The organism is Bacillus sp. EB V-12 (assembly GCF_056158125.1).
On record NZ_JBUXJL010000001.1, the window covers coordinates 1149229 to 1170585 of the forward strand.

The 21357-nt window shown below is 33.5% G+C and carries 19 protein-coding genes and 1 pseudogene; 12 read left to right on the forward strand and 8 right to left on the reverse strand.

Translation table 11 applies throughout. From position 1 onward, the window contains the following. Window positions 1-25 precede the first annotated feature (25 nt). The 3 genes from ACZDYH_RS05925 to ACZDYH_RS05935 form a co-directional block, all read right to left on the reverse strand. Window positions 26-1492 carry a protein adenylyltransferase SelO gene (locus ACZDYH_RS05925; protein ID WP_006926295.1) on the reverse strand — a complete coding sequence of 489 codons (1467 nt, stop codon included), beginning with the start codon at window positions 1490-1492 and terminating at the stop codon, window positions 26-28. A gap of 178 nt (window positions 1493-1670) precedes the next feature. Continuing rightward, the gene (locus tag ACZDYH_RS05930; protein WP_000646442.1) at window positions 1671-2669 is read right to left on the reverse strand and encodes an NADP-dependent oxidoreductase; all 999 of its coding nucleotides are present in this window, start codon (window positions 2667-2669) and stop codon (window positions 1671-1673) included. 18 nt (window positions 2670-2687) lie between these two features. Then, window positions 2688-3032: an ArsR/SmtB family transcription factor gene (locus ACZDYH_RS05935; protein ID WP_000571870.1), complete on the reverse strand. Its 345-nt coding sequence runs from the start codon at window positions 3030-3032 to the stop codon at window positions 2688-2690. A gap of 91 nt (window positions 3033-3123) precedes the next feature. Between ACZDYH_RS05935 and ACZDYH_RS05940 the strand changes: the two genes are divergently transcribed. From ACZDYH_RS05940 to ACZDYH_RS05950, 3 genes are all read left to right on the forward strand, one after another. Further along, window positions 3124-3255, forward strand: coding sequence for a hypothetical protein (locus tag ACZDYH_RS05940; protein ID WP_006926296.1), 132 nt, complete (start codon window positions 3124-3126; stop codon window positions 3253-3255). 287 nt (window positions 3256-3542) lie between these two features. Beyond that, the gene (locus tag ACZDYH_RS05945) at window positions 3543-5162 is read left to right on the forward strand and encodes an FAD-dependent oxidoreductase (protein ID WP_086388739.1); all 1620 of its coding nucleotides are present in this window, start codon (window positions 3543-3545) and stop codon (window positions 5160-5162) included. Window positions 5163-5553: 391 nt separating this feature from the next. Next, window positions 5554-6498: a glycerophosphodiester phosphodiesterase gene (locus ACZDYH_RS05950; RefSeq protein ID WP_434712493.1), complete on the forward strand. Its 945-nt coding sequence runs from the start codon at window positions 5554-5556 to the stop codon at window positions 6496-6498. 38 nt (window positions 6499-6536) lie between these two features. On the opposite strand, the gene ACZDYH_RS05955 is transcribed toward ACZDYH_RS05950, so the two are convergent. Both ACZDYH_RS05955 and ACZDYH_RS05960 read right to left on the reverse strand, forming a co-directional pair. Next, window positions 6537-7046 carry a DUF3916 domain-containing protein gene (locus tag ACZDYH_RS05955; RefSeq protein WP_001208348.1) on the reverse strand — a complete coding sequence of 170 codons (510 nt, stop codon included), beginning with the start codon at window positions 7044-7046 and terminating at the stop codon, window positions 6537-6539. Further along, on the reverse strand, window positions 7039-7890 hold the full coding sequence (locus ACZDYH_RS05960) for a LysR family transcriptional regulator (RefSeq protein WP_434712491.1): 852 nt from the start codon (window positions 7888-7890) through the stop codon (window positions 7039-7041). The genes ACZDYH_RS05955 and ACZDYH_RS05960 overlap by 8 nt, the downstream gene beginning before the upstream one ends. An 86-nt stretch (window positions 7891-7976) precedes the next feature. Here ACZDYH_RS05960 and ACZDYH_RS05965 point away from each other — a divergent pair, with 86 nt between their 5' ends. After that, window positions 7977-9206 (forward strand): MFS transporter, encoded by a 1230-nt coding sequence (locus ACZDYH_RS05965; protein WP_141402217.1) that lies wholly within the window; start codon window positions 7977-7979, stop codon window positions 9204-9206. Between the two features lie 110 nt (window positions 9207-9316). On the opposite strand, the gene ACZDYH_RS05970 is transcribed toward ACZDYH_RS05965, so the two are convergent. Continuing rightward, on the reverse strand, window positions 9317-9547 hold the full coding sequence (locus ACZDYH_RS05970; protein ID WP_000798794.1) for a hypothetical protein: 231 nt from the start codon (window positions 9545-9547) through the stop codon (window positions 9317-9319). A gap of 257 nt (window positions 9548-9804) precedes the next feature. Here ACZDYH_RS05970 and ACZDYH_RS05975 point away from each other — a divergent pair, with 257 nt between their 5' ends. The 8 genes and pseudogenes from ACZDYH_RS05975 to ACZDYH_RS06010 all read left to right on the forward strand — a co-directional run bounded on the left by ACZDYH_RS05975 (window position 9805) and on the right by ACZDYH_RS06010 (window position 18504). Then, window positions 9805-10932: a serine hydrolase domain-containing protein gene (locus ACZDYH_RS05975; protein ID WP_434712489.1), complete on the forward strand. Its 1128-nt coding sequence runs from the start codon at window positions 9805-9807 to the stop codon at window positions 10930-10932. Between the two features lie 391 nt (window positions 10933-11323). Further along, window positions 11324-12481, forward strand: a complete 1158-nt coding sequence (locus ACZDYH_RS05980; RefSeq protein WP_434712487.1) for an agmatine deiminase family protein — start codon at window positions 11324-11326, stop codon at window positions 12479-12481. A gap of 164 nt (window positions 12482-12645) precedes the next feature. Beyond that, a complete protein-coding gene (gene psiE / locus ACZDYH_RS05985; protein WP_000916566.1) occupies window positions 12646-13062 on the forward strand; it encodes a phosphate-starvation-inducible protein PsiE in 417 nt (138 codons plus the stop codon). A gap of 209 nt (window positions 13063-13271) precedes the next feature. After that, window positions 13272-13511 (forward strand): annotated as a pseudogene (locus ACZDYH_RS05990) (hypothetical protein); the annotation flags it as partial. A 173-nt stretch (window positions 13512-13684) separates the two neighbouring features. Beyond that, window positions 13685-14662 carry an agmatine deiminase family protein gene (locus ACZDYH_RS05995; protein ID WP_000435519.1) on the forward strand — a complete coding sequence of 326 codons (978 nt, stop codon included), beginning with the start codon at window positions 13685-13687 and terminating at the stop codon, window positions 14660-14662. 42 nt (window positions 14663-14704) lie between these two features. Further along, window positions 14705-15526 (forward strand): MerR family transcriptional regulator, encoded by an 822-nt coding sequence (locus tag ACZDYH_RS06000; RefSeq protein ID WP_098955404.1) that lies wholly within the window; start codon window positions 14705-14707, stop codon window positions 15524-15526. Window positions 15527-15607: 81 nt separating this feature from the next. Beyond that, a complete protein-coding gene (locus tag ACZDYH_RS06005; RefSeq protein WP_001254971.1) occupies window positions 15608-17350 on the forward strand; it encodes an amidohydrolase in 1743 nt (580 codons plus the stop codon). Window positions 17351-17457: 107 nt separating this feature from the next. After that, window positions 17458-18504, forward strand: a complete 1047-nt coding sequence (locus ACZDYH_RS06010) for an agmatine deiminase family protein (RefSeq protein WP_001244205.1) — start codon at window positions 17458-17460, stop codon at window positions 18502-18504. 46 nt (window positions 18505-18550) lie between these two features. On the opposite strand, the gene pepF is transcribed toward ACZDYH_RS06010, so the two are convergent. Further along, entirely contained in the window at window positions 18551-20338 is a 1788-nt protein-coding gene (pepF, locus tag ACZDYH_RS06015; RefSeq protein ID WP_074619268.1) for an oligoendopeptidase F, read from the reverse strand. 117 nt (window positions 20339-20455) lie between these two features. Beyond that, window positions 20456-21247: an arylamine N-acetyltransferase family protein gene (locus ACZDYH_RS06020; RefSeq protein ID WP_434712482.1), complete on the reverse strand. Its 792-nt coding sequence runs from the start codon at window positions 21245-21247 to the stop codon at window positions 20456-20458. Between the last annotated feature and the right edge of the window lie 110 nt (window positions 21248-21357).

The window sequence follows — 21357 nt, forward strand, 5'->3', positions numbered from 1 at the left end:
GGTTAAAATAAAAACAAATTTTTAATCAAGTGCCACAAAAAGTACGATAAGGGCGATTCGTCGGTGCAGGCGGAGCGCAGTATTCTTCTTGATCTGTAGAATACGCATAAGGGTTTGATAAAGCTTCAAGAAGTTTCTCCATTACGCTATAGTCGTCATTTGTAACAGCTGCTTCTAATGCTTCTTCTACACGGTGGTTCCTCGGGATGATTGATGGGTTATTATTTTTCATCATCTCGTAGGCGTTTTCTTTCGATTGTTCTTGTCTGTCTAATCGAGATTGCCACAGTTTGTACCATTCTTTAAATTCAGGACTTTCAAATAGAGCTGTATTTTCGATAGCATCAAGAGTTAATGAACGGAATGTATTTGTGTAATCCGCTTTATATTTCTCCATCATTTTTAAAAGTTGCTCAATAAATGAGTGATCTTGTTCTTCGTTGCTAAATAGTCCTAATTTCTTTTTCATTCCAAGGAACCACTGTTTTTCATACTGTACGCTAAATTTCGAAATTTCGTCTTGAGCGATTTTTAATGCTTCTTCTTCATCTTCGTGCAGAATTGGTATTAAAGATTCAGCTAGTCGTGCGAGATCCCATGCGGCCATATATGGTTGATTTCCATATGCATAACGACCTTGTGTGTCAATAGAGCTAAATACAGTTCCTTGGTCGTAATTGTCCATAAATGCACAAGGACCGTAATCAATTGTTTCGCCACTGATCGTTATATTGTCAGTGTTCATTACGCCGTGAATAAATCCAACAAGTTGCCATTTTGCGATAAGACTGGCTTGTCTTTTAATGACTTCTTGTAGTAATGCAGTATATCGGTTTTCATGAGATTCAATTTCTGGGTAATGCCTTTTTATCGTATAGTCAGCTAGTGATTTCAGGTCCTCTATTGAACCACGAGCTGCAGCATATTGAAATGTACCGACGCGAATATGGCTACTAGCTACTCTAGTTAAAATTGCTCCAGGTAACTTTGTTTCACGATAGGTTGGTTCACCGGTTGTGACAACTGCTAAACTGCGGGTAGTTGGAATATCGAGTGCATACATTGCTTCGCTAATAATATATTCACGTAGCATCGGACCGAGTGCAGCACGGCCATCTCCTCGGCGTGAATAGGGAGTAGGGCCAGAACCTTTCAGTTGAATATCGAAACGCTCACCTGAAGGAGTAATTTGTTCGCCAATTAAAAGAGCACGACCGTCGCCTAACATATTAAAATGTCCGAATTGATGACCAGCATATGCTTGAGCTAATGGATGAGCTCCTTCTGGGAGTGCATTACCAGCGAAAATAGCAATTTCAGCTTCCTTTTTCAGTTCTTCAGGGGTCAAGCCAAGAGATATCGCTAATGAATGGTTTAGTTTAACTAACTCCGGTGAACTTACGGGAGTAGGGGGGATTTCTGTATAAAATGATTGTGGTAAAGTCGTATAACTATTATCTAAATTCCAACCTGTTTCATTATTTTTAGTCATTGTATCTCCTCCTTTTTGTATTTTAAGTTATGTATTTGTACGTATGTATTCTTTGTAAAGTTAACTAAAAGTATAATATAATATTTCCCCTTGCAATCTATTGTAAGGACTTCATTGCACTATGTCTATTTAACAGCAAATTTAAAACCTCCATTTTAAGAAAATGGAGGTTTTATTATTATTTAATTTTTACAATTATTTTTCCTTTTGCTCTTCCAGACTCTGAATATTCCATTGCTTTTTGCGCATCTTCAAAAGGGAAAACTCGATCGATTACCGGTTTAATTTTTCCGGCTTCAATATAGTTTGCAATAGTACGTAATTGATCCCCGCTTGGCTTCATAAATAAAAATGAATATTGAGCATTATGCTTTTTTTCAAGTGCAGTAAGTTTTTTGCTGGCTAATGAAAATAAGAGAGTTTTAAAGAATCCTGAACCAAATTCTTTACCGAAGCGAGCATTCGGCATACCTGAAACGGAAACAATGTTTCCTCCGCTTTTTATAATATTGAATGATTTTTCAAGTGTTGCACCGCCGATTGTATCAAATACCGCATCATAATTTTTTAGTATATCTTCAAATTTTTCTGTTTTGTAATTAATAATTTCATCTGCGCCAAGAGACGTTACTAAATTTGCACCAGCTTCACTAGCAGTCGTTGTAACAGTAGCACCCATTATTTTTGCTAACTGAATAGCGAAAGTACCAACACCACCGGATCCAGCGTGAATTAAAATCTTTTGTCCTTTTTGTAATTGCATGATGTCATGTAAAGCTTGATAGGAAGTTAAGCCAACGAGTGGAATCGAAGCCGCTTCCTCAAAACTTAGATTTTTTGGTTTTAAAGCAATATCATCTTCATGAATGGCTATATACTCCGCGAAAGTACCAATCTTATTTTTTCTTGGACGAGCATATATTTCATCACCGACTTTAAAACGAGTCACTTTTGATCCAACCTTCGTGATGACACCGGAAAAGTCATTCCCAAGGATTAGAGGCATTTCATATTTCAGTAACATTTTAACTTTTCCATCACGTATTTTAAAATCAATTGGGTTAATACTAGCTGCATGAATTTCTGCGAGCACTTCATACTCATTAATTTCAGGAGTAGGTACCTCTGCCATACGCATTGGGACTTTTCCATATCTATCAATTATCATTGCTTTCATATCTTATACCTCCAAGTTTTAATAAAAGTTTTGCAATAGCTTCTCAATATCTAATACAAGATTTTTTAATAAACCTAATTTTGTACGTATATCAATATAATAAAAATTCTTTGTACCTTCTTTTCTCATTAAAATAATGCCAGCTTCTCGTAAAATCTTAAGGTGATGTGATACTGCTGGACGGGAAAGGTGTGTTTGCTTCGTGATTTCTCCTACACGTAATCCTGTTTGACATTCTGTTTCCATTAGCACTAATAAAATAGCTTGACGTGTTTCATCACCAATTGCCAATAATACTTTTTGAGAATCAATAAAATCTTTTTTTATAATATTTAATTGTTCTTGTTTATTCATTTCAATCACTTTGCCTCCAGGTAATTAGTCGAAAGGTTTAAGATGATAAACCATTACTTCGATACGGTAATGCTACATGATTGTTGCATGAGGTGCAATATTGAGAAAGAAAATCGAGACGAATGAATTTTTTATTGTTGAAAATTATAGGGAGATAGAAAAGGGATTGGAAGGATTACATAACACAATAGGTGAAGTTTTAAAAACAAAAAATGATGTAACAATAAAATAAGCGGTCGTAACCTTGTATAATCCATAAGGTTACGACCGCTTATAATGTTTATATTATTTTTGATTTTTACGATAGAACATGGTTCAACGTAAAGTAAGTTCTTTTGTTTTACACTTTCATACAGACACAATTCAGGTGGATTATAGATGTATGAAAAGGTAAAAGGAATTTTGGGGCGTAATCTATCTATATGATAATTCAAAATGAAATATAAGTCTATATTTTAATGTTTTTTTTGATTATATTTATGTCACTGAGCTCAGAACAATGATGTGGAGGGTAAATATATGAAATCGAATTATGTACCAGTTTTAATTGTTGGAGGGGGATTATCTGGGTTAGCGTCTGCGTTATTTCTTGCAAAACATAACATTGAGTACTTACTTATTGAAAGGCATCCGTCTACTGCCATTCATCCGAAAGCAGGTGGTCTTACTTTACGTACAATGGAGTTATTTCGAGAATTAGGCTTGGAACAAAGAATTAAATTGGCAGGTAAAGCATTAGAGAACTGCCGAGGAAGAATAGCGGTTCATACAATAGCTGAAGCGAATAAAGAAGACTTGGAACAAATGAGAGCGACGCAATACAGAAACGATGAAGAGTTACTTCAAAAAATAGAAAAGATTAGTCCATCAAAACAAACTGCATGTTATCAAATTATTTTAGAAGAGATGATGTTACAAGAGGCAAAAACGCTAGGCGGGCAACTATCTTTTTATCATGAATTAGTTTCATTTGAACAAAGTGAAAACGGGGTAAAAGCAAAGATTCGAAATCGTGAAACAGAAAAAGAAAGTGTCATACATTGTGACTATGTAATTGCAGCGGATGGAGCGAAAAGTAAAATACGTGAGCAGTTAGGGATTAAAACTGAGGGGCGTGGAACCATTGGTGGCTATTATATGAATATTTATTTTGAAGCTGATTTAAGAGAGTTTATACAAGGAGACGCATTCGGTTTTTCGATGGTACTTCATCCGGAGGTTCTTGGTGCACTTATCCCGGTTGATAACGTAAAAAAATGGATTTATCATGTAGCCTACGATCCATTAAAAGGAGAGGGGCTAGAGGACTTCACTATAGAACGTTGTAAACAAATTATTCAAATAGCAATTGGAAGTACAAATGTTGAATCAAAAATATTAAGTGTTTTACCGTGGGAAGCGGCCGAAAGTACAGCGGTGAAATTTCAAGGGAATCGAACCTTTTTAGTTGGAGATTCAGCACATATTATGCCGCCAACAGGAGGATTTGGTTCAAATACAGGAATACAAGATGCGCATAACTTAGCTTGGAAATTAGCGGCTGTTATAAAAGGGAAGGCAAAACCAAAACTGTTAGAAACATATCATGAGGAGAGACACTCTGTTGCAAAATTAACGACAGCTTATGCAAGTAGTTTACTGTTTCGTGCTGCGAATAGAGAGGAAGGCAGTTTGAATAATATGGATGGTTTAGCTGTTACAGTTGGATATCAGTATTGTTCAGAGGCAATTATAGATGATTCAGTCACTCCGCATAGAATGGATAGCATAGAGTTGAACGGAAGACCTGGAACGCGAGCGCCACATTTATGGGGAACGTATGAAGGGAAGAAAGTTTCTACATTAGACTTATTCGGTAACAGTTTTGTATTACTTACAGGAGTAGAAAATAGTTCTTGGGCTGAGGCAGCACATGCTGTTTCAGCTAAATTAGGAATACATATAAAAGGGTATCGTGTTGGCTTAAGTGGAGACTTTGTTGTTCCAGAAGATATTTTTAGCAAATTATATGGTATAGAGAATGGAGGTGCTGTATTAATTAGACCAGATGGCTTTATCGGATGGCGTTCGGAAAAAACGGTAGTAAATCCAGATATAGTATTGGAAGAGGTAATGAGAAATTTATTATGTGATTTTTAAGTAACTACAGAAATATTGTTTTATGTGCTTCACTCTACTGAAAAAAATATTCACAAATTTCAATAGGTTTGATATGATTAAATTCGACAAGTTAATAGAGGCCGGAGATATTTGAGAAAAGCCATAAATTTATTTAGGGACACAGGAGTGTAGCCTAAATAATTTATGGCTTTTTTTATTGAATGAACCGTACAAAATAGGGAGTTACATGTGAAAAGGAGGGTTATAGAAATTAAATAGGATAATACTAGTTTTCTATATTAATAATATAGAAAACATTTGTAAGATTGGAATTTTAATATAGGTTTATAAAAATAATGAAAGTGTGTCTTCTGTTTCGTGTAAATCTCATTAGCTTGTTGAAATTTGCAACGTAGGAAGGGTTAGAAGAATGAGAAAGATTATTAGCGTTTTAGTTATTTTCTTTATGACTGGAAGTATCTTTGCTGGGGGAGCTGTTCATGCGAAAGCAGAAGGAAAGGATGAATGGAATACGAATAAGTTTTTAAATATTGCACATCGCGGAGCAAGTGGGCATGCACCTGAGCACACTTTTGCTTCTTATGATTTAGTGAAAAAAATGAAAGCGGATTATTTAGAATTAGATATTCAATTAACAAAGGATGGCCAATTAATTGCAATGCATGATACAGCAGTTGATCGCACTACAAATGGAACAGGCGAAGTACGCGATAAAACGTTAAGCGAAATAAAGAGTTTAGATGCTGGATCATGGTTTAATAAAGCGTATCCAGAAAAGGCTAAGCAAGAGTATGTTGGGCAAAAGGTTCCAACTCTTGAAGAAATCTTCCAAAAGTATGGAAGAAGTATGAAGTATTATATTGAAACAAAATCACCAGATGTGTATCCAGGAATGGAAGAGAAATTGTTGGCGTTGTTACAAAAATATAATTTAGTAGGCCAAAACATGTCTTCTAGCCGTGTTATGATTCAATCATTTAGTAAAGATAGTTTGAAAAAGATTCATAGTATGAATGAAAATATTCCGTTAGTTCAATTGCTTTGGTATTATCCAAATGAAAACAATGAAATTGTTGAATGGTCTGGCATTACACATGAACCGAAAAGTGTAACAAATGATGATTTTCAAGAAATTAAAAAGTATGCAGCGGGTATTGGACCAAACTTACGTAATGATAACGGGGAACTAATTATTGATGAGTCCTATATGAAAATGGCTAGGAAAAATGGACTGTTAATTCACCCTTATACAATTAATGAGAAACCAGATATGAGACTGTTAATCAAATGGGGTGCTACAGGAATGTTTACAAATTATCCGGATCGATTACATAGTGTATTGAAGGAAAAATAAGTGGAACAGGGTATACCAGTGTTTTAGGTATACCCTTTTTAATCTAACTCTCCGATAAACAGAATCTCTTTTTCATAGCATTCATCTGCATCATAAATAATTTCTTGAAAGTGAAGCGTTTTGAAGGAATGACAAACTGACATTTCCCATGTCTCCCAAAAATCAATTTCATTTGAAAGAAGAATCCATTTTTGAAATTCACTATCTCTATTAAAGAAATTATGAAAGTAGTCCTCATTTTTAAATATAATGATTTGCGAATCCCACAAATTATTTATAGAAATCAAAACAACAACTCGATATGTATGTGTATCGCTCGGTTTCATATTTATTAAATGATTTGCTTGATTTAATAAGGTTTGAATACATAACCGTTTTACTTTTCTAGGTGTTTTACGAGAGTCAATAAAAGCTTGCGAAACTGGCAATAGCATATTCCAATATTCATCGTTATAGAAAGTAGAAGGGAACGTTTTTGTATGTTCCTCAATTCGCTTTATCATAGTGTTTGTTTTTCGGTTCATACCACGTATTTTCTTTTCACGCATTGTGAGTCATCTCCATAAATTTTTGTAATGCAGCAGAGTGATATATATTTTTTCTAGTAATAAAAGTAGTAGGAACTTTTTTGAAGCTATTTGGTAAAGGATTGAATGATATGTCATGTTTATGACCACTTAAAATAGACTTCATCATAATTGCTATGCCCATACCTGATTTTACACATGCGAGAATCGCTTCAATTGTTCCAAACTCTAATACTCGCTTAGGTGAAATTCCTTCTTCTTGAAGCCAATCTTCTAATAAATTTCTATAATAGCACCCATGACTAAATGCAAGTAAATTCATGTCTCCTATGTCTTTAAAGGAAGATAAAGGCTTTTTGCTAATGAGAACTAATTCTTCTTCACGAAATATATTTGTATGAAGTTCAGCATGCTGAGTAGAGCCAGCTATAAACGCTCCGTCCAGTTTTCGTTCTAGTACAAGCCTAATCAATTGTTCCGTCGTATTTGATTCTAAAATCAATTCGACTTTTGAGTATTTCTCATAATAGGCCGTTAATATAGATGGAAGTCTTACAGCGGTTGTAGATTCTGTACATCCAATTTTTAAAGTGCCTCTTGGTTCGATCCCATTACTTTGAACTGCTTTAACAGATTGATCCATTAAGTAGATAATTTGTTTGGCGTATGTTAATAAAATCTCACCGTTAGAAGTTAAAGTTACACCTTTTCCGTTTCGGTAAAATAAAGGCACACCTAATTCGTTTTCTAGTTGTTTCATACGCATTGTTACGCCAGACTGTACATAGTTTAAATTTTTAGCTGCGTGAGATATGTTTTTTTCTTTCGCAACTTCGTAAAATACAGTTAAATCTTTTATATCCAAATATCATCCCTCCAGAAAAGGTATCATTTTTTTTGATGAATTACATGATAAATCTTTATTTTATATGATATCAGAACTTTCATACAATGGAAGGGGATGGAGGGATTATTGTGTTAATGGAAGAAAGGGTGAATAGTACTTATAAGTGGGTTATGTTAATTTTTGCGACGGTTGCTCAAACAACAGCGACACTTATAACGTATGGTGTTGGAGCGTTTGCTTTATTTTGGAAAGAAGAATATGCACTTACGAATACGGAGATTGGATTGTTAGTAAGTGTTGTAAATATAGGACCGCTATTTTGTATGCTTTTTGTCGGGCGGCTACTTGATCAATACAATGAAAAGTTGTTAATTTCGATAGGTTCATTTTTAATAGGAGGTTCGTTTTTACTGACTAATATGGTCAATGGATTTAATGGGTTACTCTTTGTACTTTTATTAGTAGGAACGTTTTATAGTGTTTCGCAGCCAGGAGGAAGTAAGGTGATAATGAAGTGGTTCTCAAAAGAAAATCGCGGGTTAGCGATGGGGATTAGACAAGCCGGTATACCGATTGGTGGTACATTAGCGGGAGTATTGATCCCGTTTCTTACAATAAAATATAATATGGCCTATGCGGTAAATAGTATTGCATGTATTTGTATAATTGGAGGGTTTTTATTTTTTATATTTTATAAGGAACCATATATTCAAGAGAAAGTTAAACAAGAACGTAGTAAACTTTCTTTTTGGATGCAGTTAAAAGAAGTGATGTGTAAAAAAGAGTTGTATGCAATTTATATAACTGGCATTTGTATGATTTCATTGCAAATGGTGTTAGTTGCGCACTTTATAAAATTTTTAGTATTGGAACAATCAATCACGCCAATTTTAGCTGGAAAAGTATTTTCCGTTATGTTCTTTTCTGGAATGGTTGGTAGGGTTATATTAGCAGCTACTAGTGATTTATTTTATAAGGGGAATAGGCGTACCCTCTTATTTATAACTGTTTGTATTTCTATTTTCTTCATTCTAATATTAGTAATGAGCATACATACAATAACGAATGTATTGTATGGTGTAAGTGCGTTGTTAGGATTCTTTTCAATTGGATGGTTTAGTCTTTTTATAACTGAAGTTGCGGAATCAGCAAGTGAAGAATCGGTAGGGATGACAGTGAGTTTTGCACTTACATTAAATCAAATTGCCATTATTGCTGCGCCTGCTTTATTTGGTTATATTGTAGATAAGAAGGGATATACGTATGCGTGGTTATGCATAGTTGTATTACTAACTATTTCAGCGGTTAGCTTATATAGGAAGTATAGAAAATGAAGGAATGTTAGCAATGTAAATTTTTTATGAAGAAAGTCTAAAGAAATGTTGAATGAGCGACATTTCTTTTTTTATTTGTTGTATAATCAAAATGTAAATGAGATTCGTTTTCAATTTCGTTCATTACCTCTTTTGAAATTACCTGTAATTTTAGCCATAATTAGCTGTTTTTCTTTATCGTTATTTGCATGATTTATTTTATTTAAAAATTTTTCAGCATCATTTCCTTTTAATACCATAATCTGTTTTCCGTAATATTCAATTAATACCATGTTATTTTTTGTTATCCGATAATGAAACATCTTATCATCTAAACGATTGCGTTTATCGGTGTTTTTCATATTACATCTCCATTCTTTTTAGTATGTAACAAATGTTACAAAAGAATTTGAAATTATAGTGTAATGCATCCGATTGTATGTTGGAAATTTTGCAAGAAAGAAATACAATAGAGAGTAGTCAAAATTGAAAATGAGAAAAAGGAATCTAGTTTTAACAGAGTGAATATTAAATAATATTATAATATACTTGATAATTAAAAGATATAAAATAGAATGGATGTACGTTAAGTGAAACTAGATAAAAGAGGGTTCCTAGTATGTTAAAGAAATGGTTAATCGTTTTCTTTATTTTTGCAGTTTTTTGTGGAAGTATTGTTACACTAATACATGCAAATAAAGGGGAAAAATATGATGCAAAGGCATTTTCTAATGTAAATAGTAAGCAAAAAGATGTTAAGCAGGAAATTGATGCGAATGAGAAAAAGCGTTATGAAATTGCAGCTGGAAAACTAGATCAGTACTTAAAAGATAAAGGATTTAATGGGAGTGTTCTTGTAGCAAGTAAAGGTCATGTAATTTTACGAAAAGGCTACGGTTATGCGAATGTGAAAGATCAAGTATTAACAACGCCAAGAACGAAATATCGCATTGGTTCTATTACGAAAACAGTTGTTGCAATATCTATTATGCAACTAAAAGAAAAAGGGAAGTTGAACATTGAAGACAATGTAAATAAATATATCCCATCGTTTCCGGCAGATAAAAACATTACGTTACGAAACTTGTTAACACATACGTCTGGATTACCAGAACAGGGACAAGGTAGTGTTGACGCAGCATCACGGTTAAAATTAGTAACGTGGATTGGGGCACAAACGTTACAATTTCCAGCAGGGACAGGATGGAAATATACAGATTATAATTATATGGTGCTTGCATATATTGTAGAAAAAATATCGAATAAACCACTTGCTGAATATGTGAAAGAAAATATTTTGACTCCCGTTGAAATGAATGAATCTGGAATGGGCGCAACACTTCCAGAAGATATTTTCTTAGCAGAAGGGTATACGAAAAAAGATAATAAGTTAATAGCCACGCCGCGCTTAAAAATGAACTGGCTGTATGGTTGTGGTGAAATGTATACGACTGTTGAAGATATGAAAAAGTTAGATGAAGCTATTATGGATGGTAAACTACTTTCTAAACAAAGTGTATCAGATATGTTTTCTGCATCACCTGCAAGAAAATATGGATTTAGTTTCTATATTTACCCAGATTATTATCATAACCACGGTGTATTAGCTGGCTGGAACACTTTTAATAATTTTAACTGGGATAAACGAACGTTTGTCATATTATTTTCTAACGTCCAAAATGGTATGAATGACGCATTTAATCAAGAATTTAGGAAAATGGCGAATGATTTAATAGAAGGAAAATAATTATAAAAAATCGGTATGGATATGTAATTATCTATACCGATTTTTTTATTTTGTAAAGTTTTACTTACTGAATAAAGTGAAACTTTATTCAGTGGAGGGGCTTTCTTCATCCCCACTGAGTAGAAGCCCTCATCAATCGGGCTTTTACGGACAGCAGGGCCCCCACCTAACTTTTTTGCTTCCGCTGAATTTTGAGGTGAGGGTCTTACTGCCCATAAATAGCGGGATAAATAGGTAAGAAAGGTGATTGACATATGAATAAATCTAAATAGGTAGTTAAATGCTAAGTAATGCAAAGAAAAATTGGTAATTTTTACATTGATAAAAAAGCTTGAGCTTCACACTATGTGAAGCTTTATATTATTGGAGACAAGAACAGGAGGTTGAAAAAATGAAAAAAGCAATAAAGTTTTGTTTAATAGCTACATTATCTACAACAATTATTAGTGGATGCTCTTTTGAGGGTAACAATGAAAATGTTAAAGGGAAAGAAGGGGAAAAAGTAGAGGTACAGAAAAATGCTGGGAAATATACGATGCCAGATGAAAAAGATAAACATGAAGGTACATGGCTGCAATGGCCACATGAATACACATATGGTGAAGAGTATAAGAAGGAAGTTGAACCTATTTGGGTTAAGATGGCAAGTGCTTTAACTGAGGGTGAGAAAGTCCACATTGTTGCATATGACCAGGAAGAAAAAGAAAGAATCAATAACCTTTTAACAGATGAAGGGTTAAATATGGAGAAGATTGATTTCTTTATCGCGCCTACTGATGATGTATGGGCAAGGGACAGTGGACCAATTTTTGTTTATGACAGCAATAAAAATCTCAAAATATTAGATTCAGCATTTAATGGTTGGGGGAAGAAAACACCTTATAAAAATGATGCTCAAATACGTAAGAATGTTAGTAAACAATCAGGAATTGAAAGAGTTGATTGGGGGAAATTTGTCCTTGAAGGCGGCGCAATTGAATTAGACAGCAATGGGACTGCTTTATTAACTCGAAGTGCAGTAACGAATAAAAATAGAAATCCTGATTTATCAGAAAAGGAAATTGAAAAATATATAAGTGACCTTGGGGTATCAAACTTTATTTGGTTAGACGGAGTACCTAATTTAGATATTACGGACTTTCATATTGATGGATTTGCTAAATTCCATAATAAATCTACCATTGTAACGATGAAAGAAGATGACCTAGCCGAATGGGGTTTATCTAATAAAGATATGGATACATTGTTAGATGCAAAAAATGCTTCAGGACAGAAATATAAGTATGAATACTTGCCGCTTAGTAAAGAAAAGGTTGCTTTAGAAAATGGAAAAACTCTCGATTATAAGGGGTCGTATATCAATTATTATATCGGAAATACAGTTGTATTAGTGCCTAATTATAATGATCCGAATGATAAAATTGCAAACGATACGATTCAGAAGTTATACCCAGATCGTAAAGTAGTCGGTATTGATGTGAGAGAGTTGTATAAAAACGGCGGTATGATTCATTGTGTGACACAACAACAACCCATTGCATTGAAGTAATTGATTGTAATTTCGTTGTTCTGCTATATAGACAAAATAGGTGGAATCTTATTACCTATTTTGTCGTTCCTTATTATTTATAATAATAAAATTTAAATATAATGATAAAAGAATTATAGTGTATATTCACTTTTCGTTTTATATGGTAAAGGAGAAAAATGTTTGTGTTAAAAAATTTTAAAATAGTGTTCTCGTATTTCCCTATCGTTTTACAGTACATTTTAAATGTAGCTTTAATTTGCTTAGGGTTTATTCTAAGTGTGTTTCTTATGAAAGAAGTCATTCAGTTTATACAAGAACTGAAATTGGATGGTAATGAATCGAGTTATCATTTAATTGATAGTATCGTCGTATTCTTTCTGTACTTTGAATTCATCGTAATGATTATAAAGTATTTTCAAATGAATTTTCATTTTCCATTACGATATTTTATATATATAGGTATAACAGCTATTGTGCGTCTCATCATTATAGATCACGATAGTCCGTTAGATTTATTGTTATATGCCTGTGCAATCTTTGTATTAATTAGTGCATTGTTCATTGCGAATTCTAAAATGATGCGTCGGGATTTAGAATAGTGACATTTGTTGTTGGATTAAATAAGATATTTTATCTTTTTGCAAAAAAGGAGTAACGGTATTGAAAGAAATAATCTTAACCAGCCTCATAATGATAGGGTTTATGATTCTATTATTTAATTGTATACTTTCATGATTTAAAAGAATAAAAGGTTAATAGAGAAAGAGGTTTTTGTAAATATGATTCATTACAATAATCAAAATAGTTTACATTTATAAGTTTTGCATTCATAGGTATTGAAGCAATAGGGGTTGAAATTGAAGATCCCTTTGGTCAGGATCCAAATGATCTTCCGCTAGAAGGAATTTGTATAGGAGTAGAAGCGCATTTGGTGAATCTATATAATCAAAATGATCTATTAGAAGTAATGGGTTTGAATCTTGATAAAAAAATCATTTATTGTTGTTTTAAAATAGGTTATTTAAAAACTTGTCAAGAGTCAATTTAAGGCTTAACGTCAGCTTTATATTTTTTATATAAATATATAATATTCCTCCATGCTATAATCCATTCATGAAATGTACATGTTGCATGAGTTGGAATAAAAAAGACATGAATTGAGGATTAGTTGGCTTTGTGAAATCAATTATGTAACTACTATTAAAAAGCGAGGTAAATAATATGGAACAAAAACATAATGGAATTATTTTTACTGCAATACCAGATGAATCGAATGAATATTATCAACCATTTTATGAAGACTTGATTTACTTTAATGAATGTTTAAATGAAAAGAAATCAATTGCGGATCAACTTATATCTTTATCTGTTGAAGAACAAGACTTTCATACGAGCTGTTTTGAGTATGATGATATTTGGCTAAGAGATGTTGCACCGGTTGTCACAAATCATCTAGTTAAATTTAAATATCGACCAAATTATTTGCCAGATGATCAAGGGCGATATTTAGATCAACAGTTTAATAAATGGTTGAAAAAGAATGACTTTGAATATGTGAAATCCCCATTAATATTAGATGGTGGTAATCTTATTTGGAATAAAAAAGATACCGTAATATTAACAGAACGTATATTTGATGATAACGATGATTGGACAGAAGAGGAAATTATTGAGCAGTTAGAATGGGATTTAGATGTGAGCCGAGTTATTATTATTCCTGCTGAAGAAGGGGATGTACTAGCACACGCAGACGGAATGGTTAAATTTATTGATGAACATACAATGTTTATTAGTGATTTTTTAGGGGATCATGAATTTAGATATAGTGTTCAAGAGATTATTCAAGAACAAATGCCAGAAGCTGAATTTATAGTTGTTCCTTCATCATATACAGAGAAAGGACAATATGATCAAGAGATAGCATCAGCAAAAGGGTTGTATATAAATATGTTAGAATCATGTGATGCTCTTTATGTTCCTAAGTTTGGACTAGCTAAAGATGAGGAAGTTTTACGATATATTCAACAGTATACGGAGAAGCAAGTTATTCAAATTCATGTAGGAGAAATATCAACAATGGGAGGCGCAATGAATTGTTTAACGTGGTATTGTCCAAGCCATTTGTTACCTTCAAAAATGAGAAGATTAAAAAATCAGAATGAAGATTTTTCAATGAAGAAGATTTTTGATTGGTTTTAATAAATAAGTAATGAAAAGAAAATCTATTCAAGGAGTATTGATATGTATACCATCGCTGAGTTTTCTCGGATTTGTAAAATGAGTACGCGGATGTTAAGACATTATGACAAAGAGGAGATATTAAAACCGGCATATGTGAATCCGGTTAATGGGTATAGATATTATGAACAAGAGCAGCTGGAAGTAGCGTTGAAAATCAAAAAGTTAAGGGAGTATAAATTTCCTCTTCCAAAAATTAAAATTGTTTTGCAGTCATCAGATCAAGATTCGTTTGTTCAACATATACAATCACAAATTATCGAGTTGTCTCATGAAGTGAAGCAAAATTTACAGGTTATTTCAGAAATGAATGAAATGGTAAAGGTGAATAGTAGTCTAAATATTGCTCGTCATAGAAATTACGATATATTAATGGGAATGAGGAATGAAGTAACGATAATTACTCAAAGAGTAAAAATAGATATAGATGATATGGATGATTATTTTTATGACTTATATGAAGAGGTACAAAAAAATAATTTTCAAATAGTCGGTTCACCATCTACAGTCTTTTATGATGAAGAATATATTCCAAGTAACAGTGATATTGAATTAAGAATCCCGGTTATGCAGGGGAATGATGAAGACGTAGCACAAGAGTATGAAATGAAACAACTAAGTCCACATCATATCGTTACTACTATGCATTATGGAAGTTACGACTATATAGGTTACGCTTATATAGCGTTAGAAGAATGGATTGAAAGAAATGGGTATGTGATAATTAATTCGCCATATGAGGTTTATATAAAGGGACCTGAATGTGATTGTTTAGCAGAAGAGTATGTGACACAAATTTGTTTTTTAGTTACGAAAATAGAATGAGAATAAGGATTGACATTAACATTATGTCAATCCTTATTCTATGTATGAAAGCAATTTATCATAATAAAAAGGAGAGAGAATATGAGAAGAACAATCATGATTATTTGTCTCGTTCTAAGTATGGTATGGATTTCCGCATGTACTGCTGGAGTAGGAGAAGGTGAGAGTGGTAGCGCTGTTCTACCTAATCAGCTACCTAAAAATGTAGTGTTTAAAAATGGTACAATCTATACTTCAAATGAAAAGCAAGACATCGTAGAGGCTGTAGCCGTTAAAGAGGGGAAAATTATATTTGTTGGTTCAAACAAGGATGTAGAGGAATTTATAAATGAAGATACGAAAGTGGTGGATTTACAAGGACGTTTTATCCTTCCTGGTTTTGTGGACAATCATAATCATATATTTGAAGCAAAATCACCAGCAGCAGGAAATTGTAGTGTCTCACCAGATGCTTCTCTGCAAAAACAACGCTCGTATTTAAAGGCTTGTAAAAAAGGTGTGAAAGATGGCGAATGGATAAGTGGAACGGGGTTCAGTTTGGAAGCGTTGTTAAAAGATATGGACGAAAAATCAGAGCAACAAACCCCATTACAAGTTCTTGATGAGTTATTTCCTAATAATCCAGTATTAATTATGGAAAGAACCTCCCATTCTGTATGGGTTAATTCAAAGGCACTCGAGTTAGCTGGAATAAATAAAGATACAAAAGATCCACAAGGTGGAAGGATTATTCGGGATTCCGAGACAGGAGAACCGTTTGGTATTCTTTATGATACAGCAGGAGATATCGTGATGGAAAAAGCATGGAATTCTCAACCAAATCTGTTTGAAAAAAATTATGAAGGTTTATTAGACGGTTTAGATGAGGTTGCAAAGAATGGTATTACTACAGTTGGTGATGGACGTCTTTATTGGAAGCGAGGCTGGTTAGACGTTTGGAATAAAGTAAATGACGAAAAAAAGCTAACGTCACGCGTAGTACTTCGACCATGGGTATATCCAAATTTAAACGAAGCAGAACAAATGGAGTATTTCAAAAAAATTAAGCGTGATGATGTGTCATCCCGTATGCTTATTAATCAAGTGAAAATGTATAGTGATGGAATTAGTATTAATAGCACTGCTAAAACACTAGAAAAATATAAATTTGAATGGTTTACAGGAACTCCGTATGGGTTGAATTATATTCCAGAAGAAAAAATGAAATGGTGGTTAACCGAATTAAATAAAATTGGTTACGGTGCACTTATTCATACAATTGGAGATGCTGGGGTAAGAGAGAGTTTAAATGCGATTGAAGCAGTGAAAAAAGAAGGTGCAAACCAGCCTTATACACTTACGCATGTGGAAATGGTAGAAGATAGTGATATAGATCGTTTTGCTAAGTTAGGTATTAGCGCTGATTTTCAAGTAGGTCATGATTTTGCGGAAGATCCAAAACAAAGCTGGGCAAGTACGTATTTTACAAATCAGCAAATGAAACGAATTATGCCGTTAGGGCGAATTTGGAAAACCGGTGCGAATGTATCACTTAGTAGTGATTGGGATGTAAACGAACTGAATCCACTTGTGACGATTTCAAATGCATTAAGCATTGATGAAAAGGGCTTGTCTGATGTATACGCAGCTATTGATGCCTATACAATTAAGCCAGCTAAAGCGCTAGGTCTTGATAACATTACAGGTTCGATTGAAGTAGGCAAATCAGCTGATATGGTATTACTAAATGAAGATATTACTAAAATGAGTGCCGATAAGATTCCGAATGCGAAAGTTTTAGTGACGGTTTTACAAGGAGAAGTAGTGTATCACAAGGAGAAATAAAGAGTCACCTTATAAAGTTGCTACAAGTAAATGAATATATTCCTGTTGACCTTAACACGATGTCAAAGTATAGACTGGACATACATTCATATAAGGGGTGAACACGTATGAGAAATATAGAAAATAGTTTGTATTATATGCCTGCGGAATGGGAGAAACATGAAGGTACATGGCTCCAATGGCCACATGATAAAACACATAGGGGTGAAGGTTACAGAGCTAAGTTAGATGATATTTGGATATCGATGGCAAAGGAGCTTCACTATGGAGAAAATGTCCATATTGTTGTATGTGATGAAGAAGAAAAAATACATGTCCAATCGAAGTTAATGGAAGCTAACGTGAATATGAATAAAATTGATTTCTTAATTCAAGAAACTGATGATATTTGGATAAGAGATAACGGACCAATCTTTGTAAAAGATAAAGAAGGGAACCGCTATCTAACGCACTGGATATTTAATGGTTGGGGAAATAAATATCCGTACGAAAACGACGCTAATATTCCGAATAAAATAAGTGAAATGTATCGCATTCCAAAAGTTGAATCTAGTGTCTGTTTAGAGGGCGGGGGAATTGAGATAAACGGAAACGGGACCTTAATGGCGGCGGAAACGTCTATTATAAATGAAAATCGAAATCCTACACTAAGTCAGAAAGAAATTGAAATGGAGTTAACGAAATATTTAGGAGTAACGAATTTTATATGGATAACTGGTATACGCGGAGAGGATAATTATGATGAAGATACAGATTATCATATTGATGGCGCGGCACGGTTTGTAAATGAAAATACGATATTGTATGAATATGATCCTTTCGGTGAAGGAGAGTCATATCTTTTGGAGGCGTACGAAAAGCATTATCAAGAATTGCGACAAGCAAGAAATATAGATGGCAAGCCATTTCAGCTCATTCCAGTACCAGTAACAAGAAAATTGGTAAAAGAAGCAGATTGTAAAGGATCGTACTTAAATTTTTACATTGGTAATGAAGTTGTATTGGTACCTATATACGGTGATGAACATGATAAATTAGGGCTTCAAATCATTGAAGGTCAATTTCCAGGGAGAAGAATTGTCGGTATATATGTTAACGAATTGTATGCATACGGTGGTATGATTCATTGTGTGACGCAGCAGCATATAGAATAGAGTAATTCAAATAAAAAGCATGCAGAGCATATACTCTGCATGCTTTTTATAATGTTGAAAACTCCTCAACAAGTTGAGTGAATTGTTTCAATGCACTTTCAATCGGTTCTGGCGTAGTTAAATCAACACCAGCTTTTTTCAATAGGTTTAGTGGATAGTCAGAACTTCCACCTTTCAGGAATTCAATATAATTTTTCTGAGCATTCGGATCATCACTTAATAGTTTATCAGCGATTTGAATGGCAGATGCGAATCCAGTTGCATATTTGTATACGTAAAACGGGCGATAGAAATGAGGGATTCTAGCCCATCCGTATTTTACTTCTTCATCAAATACAAGTGAATCACCGTTATATTCTTTAAATAGCTTTTCATAAATTTCACTGAAGACTTGTGAATTTAATGGTTTACCTTGTTCAGCCATTTCATGTGTGATTTTTTCAAATTCTGCAAACATAATTTGTGTAAAGAAAGTACCTTTAAATTTCTCAATAAAATGGTTAATTAAATGGTTACGCACGTCCGTATCTTTTGCTTCTTTTAATAAATAGTGAATTAATAACACTTCATTTACTGTAGAAGCGACTTCTGCGACAAAGATAGAATAATGTGCAGAAATTCTTGGTTGGTATCCATGTGAATAGTGCGTATGCATACCGTGACCGCATTCATGAGTAAGAGTGAACAGGCTGTTTAAATCATCGTGATGATTTAAAAGAATGAAAGGATGAACGCCGTATACACCAAAGTTATAAGCACCAGAACGTTTTCCTGGTGTTTCTCTTACGTCTATATATCTTTTATCTTTAAAACTTTTTAATGTCTCAATATATTCTTCTCCTAAAGGAGCTAGTGATGCAATCATAATGTCAAATGCTTCACTATATGGGATGTCTTGTTTTGCACCTTCTACTAAATCGACGCCTAAGTCGTATTGTCTTAGTTCATCTACGTTTAATTTTTCTTTTCGAATTTCATTGTATGTATGTAATGTTTGAATGTTTTTTTTCGTTGTATCAATTAGGTTTTCGTATACTTCTTTCGGAACCATATCGCCAAATAATGATTTCTCTAGCGCTGATGGATAGTTTCTTAATTTCGAAACAGTAACATTATTTTTAATAGCAGCGGATAAAGTAGATGCGATGGAATTCTTTAACTGAACATATGGTTTGTAATATGCTTTATAAGCTTCTTTACGCTTTTCACGATTCGTATCTTCTATTAACTTTGCATACATTCCGCGTGTTAAGTTCACTTTTTCTCCATCGTCAGTCGTCACTTCACCAAATAATATATCTGCATTATTTAACATACCAAATGTGTGCTGTGGAGAAGAAAGAGCTTCACCCATTTGTGATAAAATTGCTTCTTGGTCCTTATTCAATACGTGTTTTTTATAACGATATAATTCAAATAAGTCTTCTTTATAATATTGTAAGCCTTCTGTATCTTCTATATAAGAATGTAATGTGTTTTCGTCTATGCTAAGTAAGAAGGGGGAAAAGAAAGATTTCGCTGCACTTACTTTCACGTGTAATTGTGATACTTTATCGACAAGAGATTGCGCGTCAGTATCGCGTGTATCAAGGTCAGATTGTAATCGTGCATAAGCGAACATTAAAGATATTATGCTAGAAATTTCTTCACTCTTCGTTAAATAAGCTAATAAACTATTGCCATTGTGAATATTGCCATTAAACTCGTGTAATTCCTTCGTTAATACTTCAATTTTATGAAAATCACTTTCCCAATCTTCAATTGTATGGTAAATGTCTGTTAAATCCCATTTTTCTATATCAGCTACTTGTAATCGATCTTTAAGTTCTGTCATAATCATTTCCTTTCTAAACATGTAGTTATATTTCTATATAACTATGAAATACAACAAATTGCAAAAAATCCCTGCTGAAAATTGAAAAGCCTTGCTAAAATAACAAGGCTTACATACTTATAGTGTAATTCCGAATTTTGAATGTAAAAGGTTTGTATATTGCATGTCTGTAACGGTTTCTTTCGTTTTTTTACCATTTTTCGCTACTGTAAGGCTATCTTTCGTTAAAGAGGCATGCCCATCTTCAGTTAGTTTTACAATAAGAGGTACTTTATTAAAGGGTGATCCTTCATGTTCAACGATAATTTTTTGTGCTATATTTGCTTTTTCTTCATCCACTTCTTCTATATAAAATGCATAGCCTAACGTCCAATCATCAGCAGAAGATTGATCCAAGAACTCATTGTTTTTCCGCATCTCTAAAATGTAGTTTCCCTTTTCGGTCATTTCTTTACGAATACGATAATCTCCTGTAACAGAGTGAATGACTTCACCTGAGAAAGGGACAGGGGCAAGAGGTAAGTATGATCCGAATCCTACTTCAATTAAATAAAGTTCATTATGATGTGTTAAAACGGTTGCGATATGGCCAGAATCAACAGCCCATATGGAGTTTGCAGCGTTATAAACTGTTCCTGAAACGAGGTGAACATCGAATCCAGAATCTTTCAGGAAGTAATACATAGTAGGATTGAGTTCATAACAGAGACCGCCACGGTTATTTACTAAAATTTTCTCTTTCAAATTTTCTTTTGATATTTCTTTAAAATTATTTTCGAGAATATTTAAGTTTTCAAAAGGAACAGTTTGTGCCATTGCGTACATAATGTTAGATAAATCTTCAAATGAAACTGTGTCTTTTTCTTCTATATGTAATCGTGCGAAAAATTGTTTTTGAAAGTCTGTCATCGAAATCCCTCCGTTATGCTTTTATAGGTAAATTGTAAACAATCTTGAATAGGATGTGAAATGAAAACTACGTTGAATATTTGAAATTAGATTAAAAATAATATGGGAGA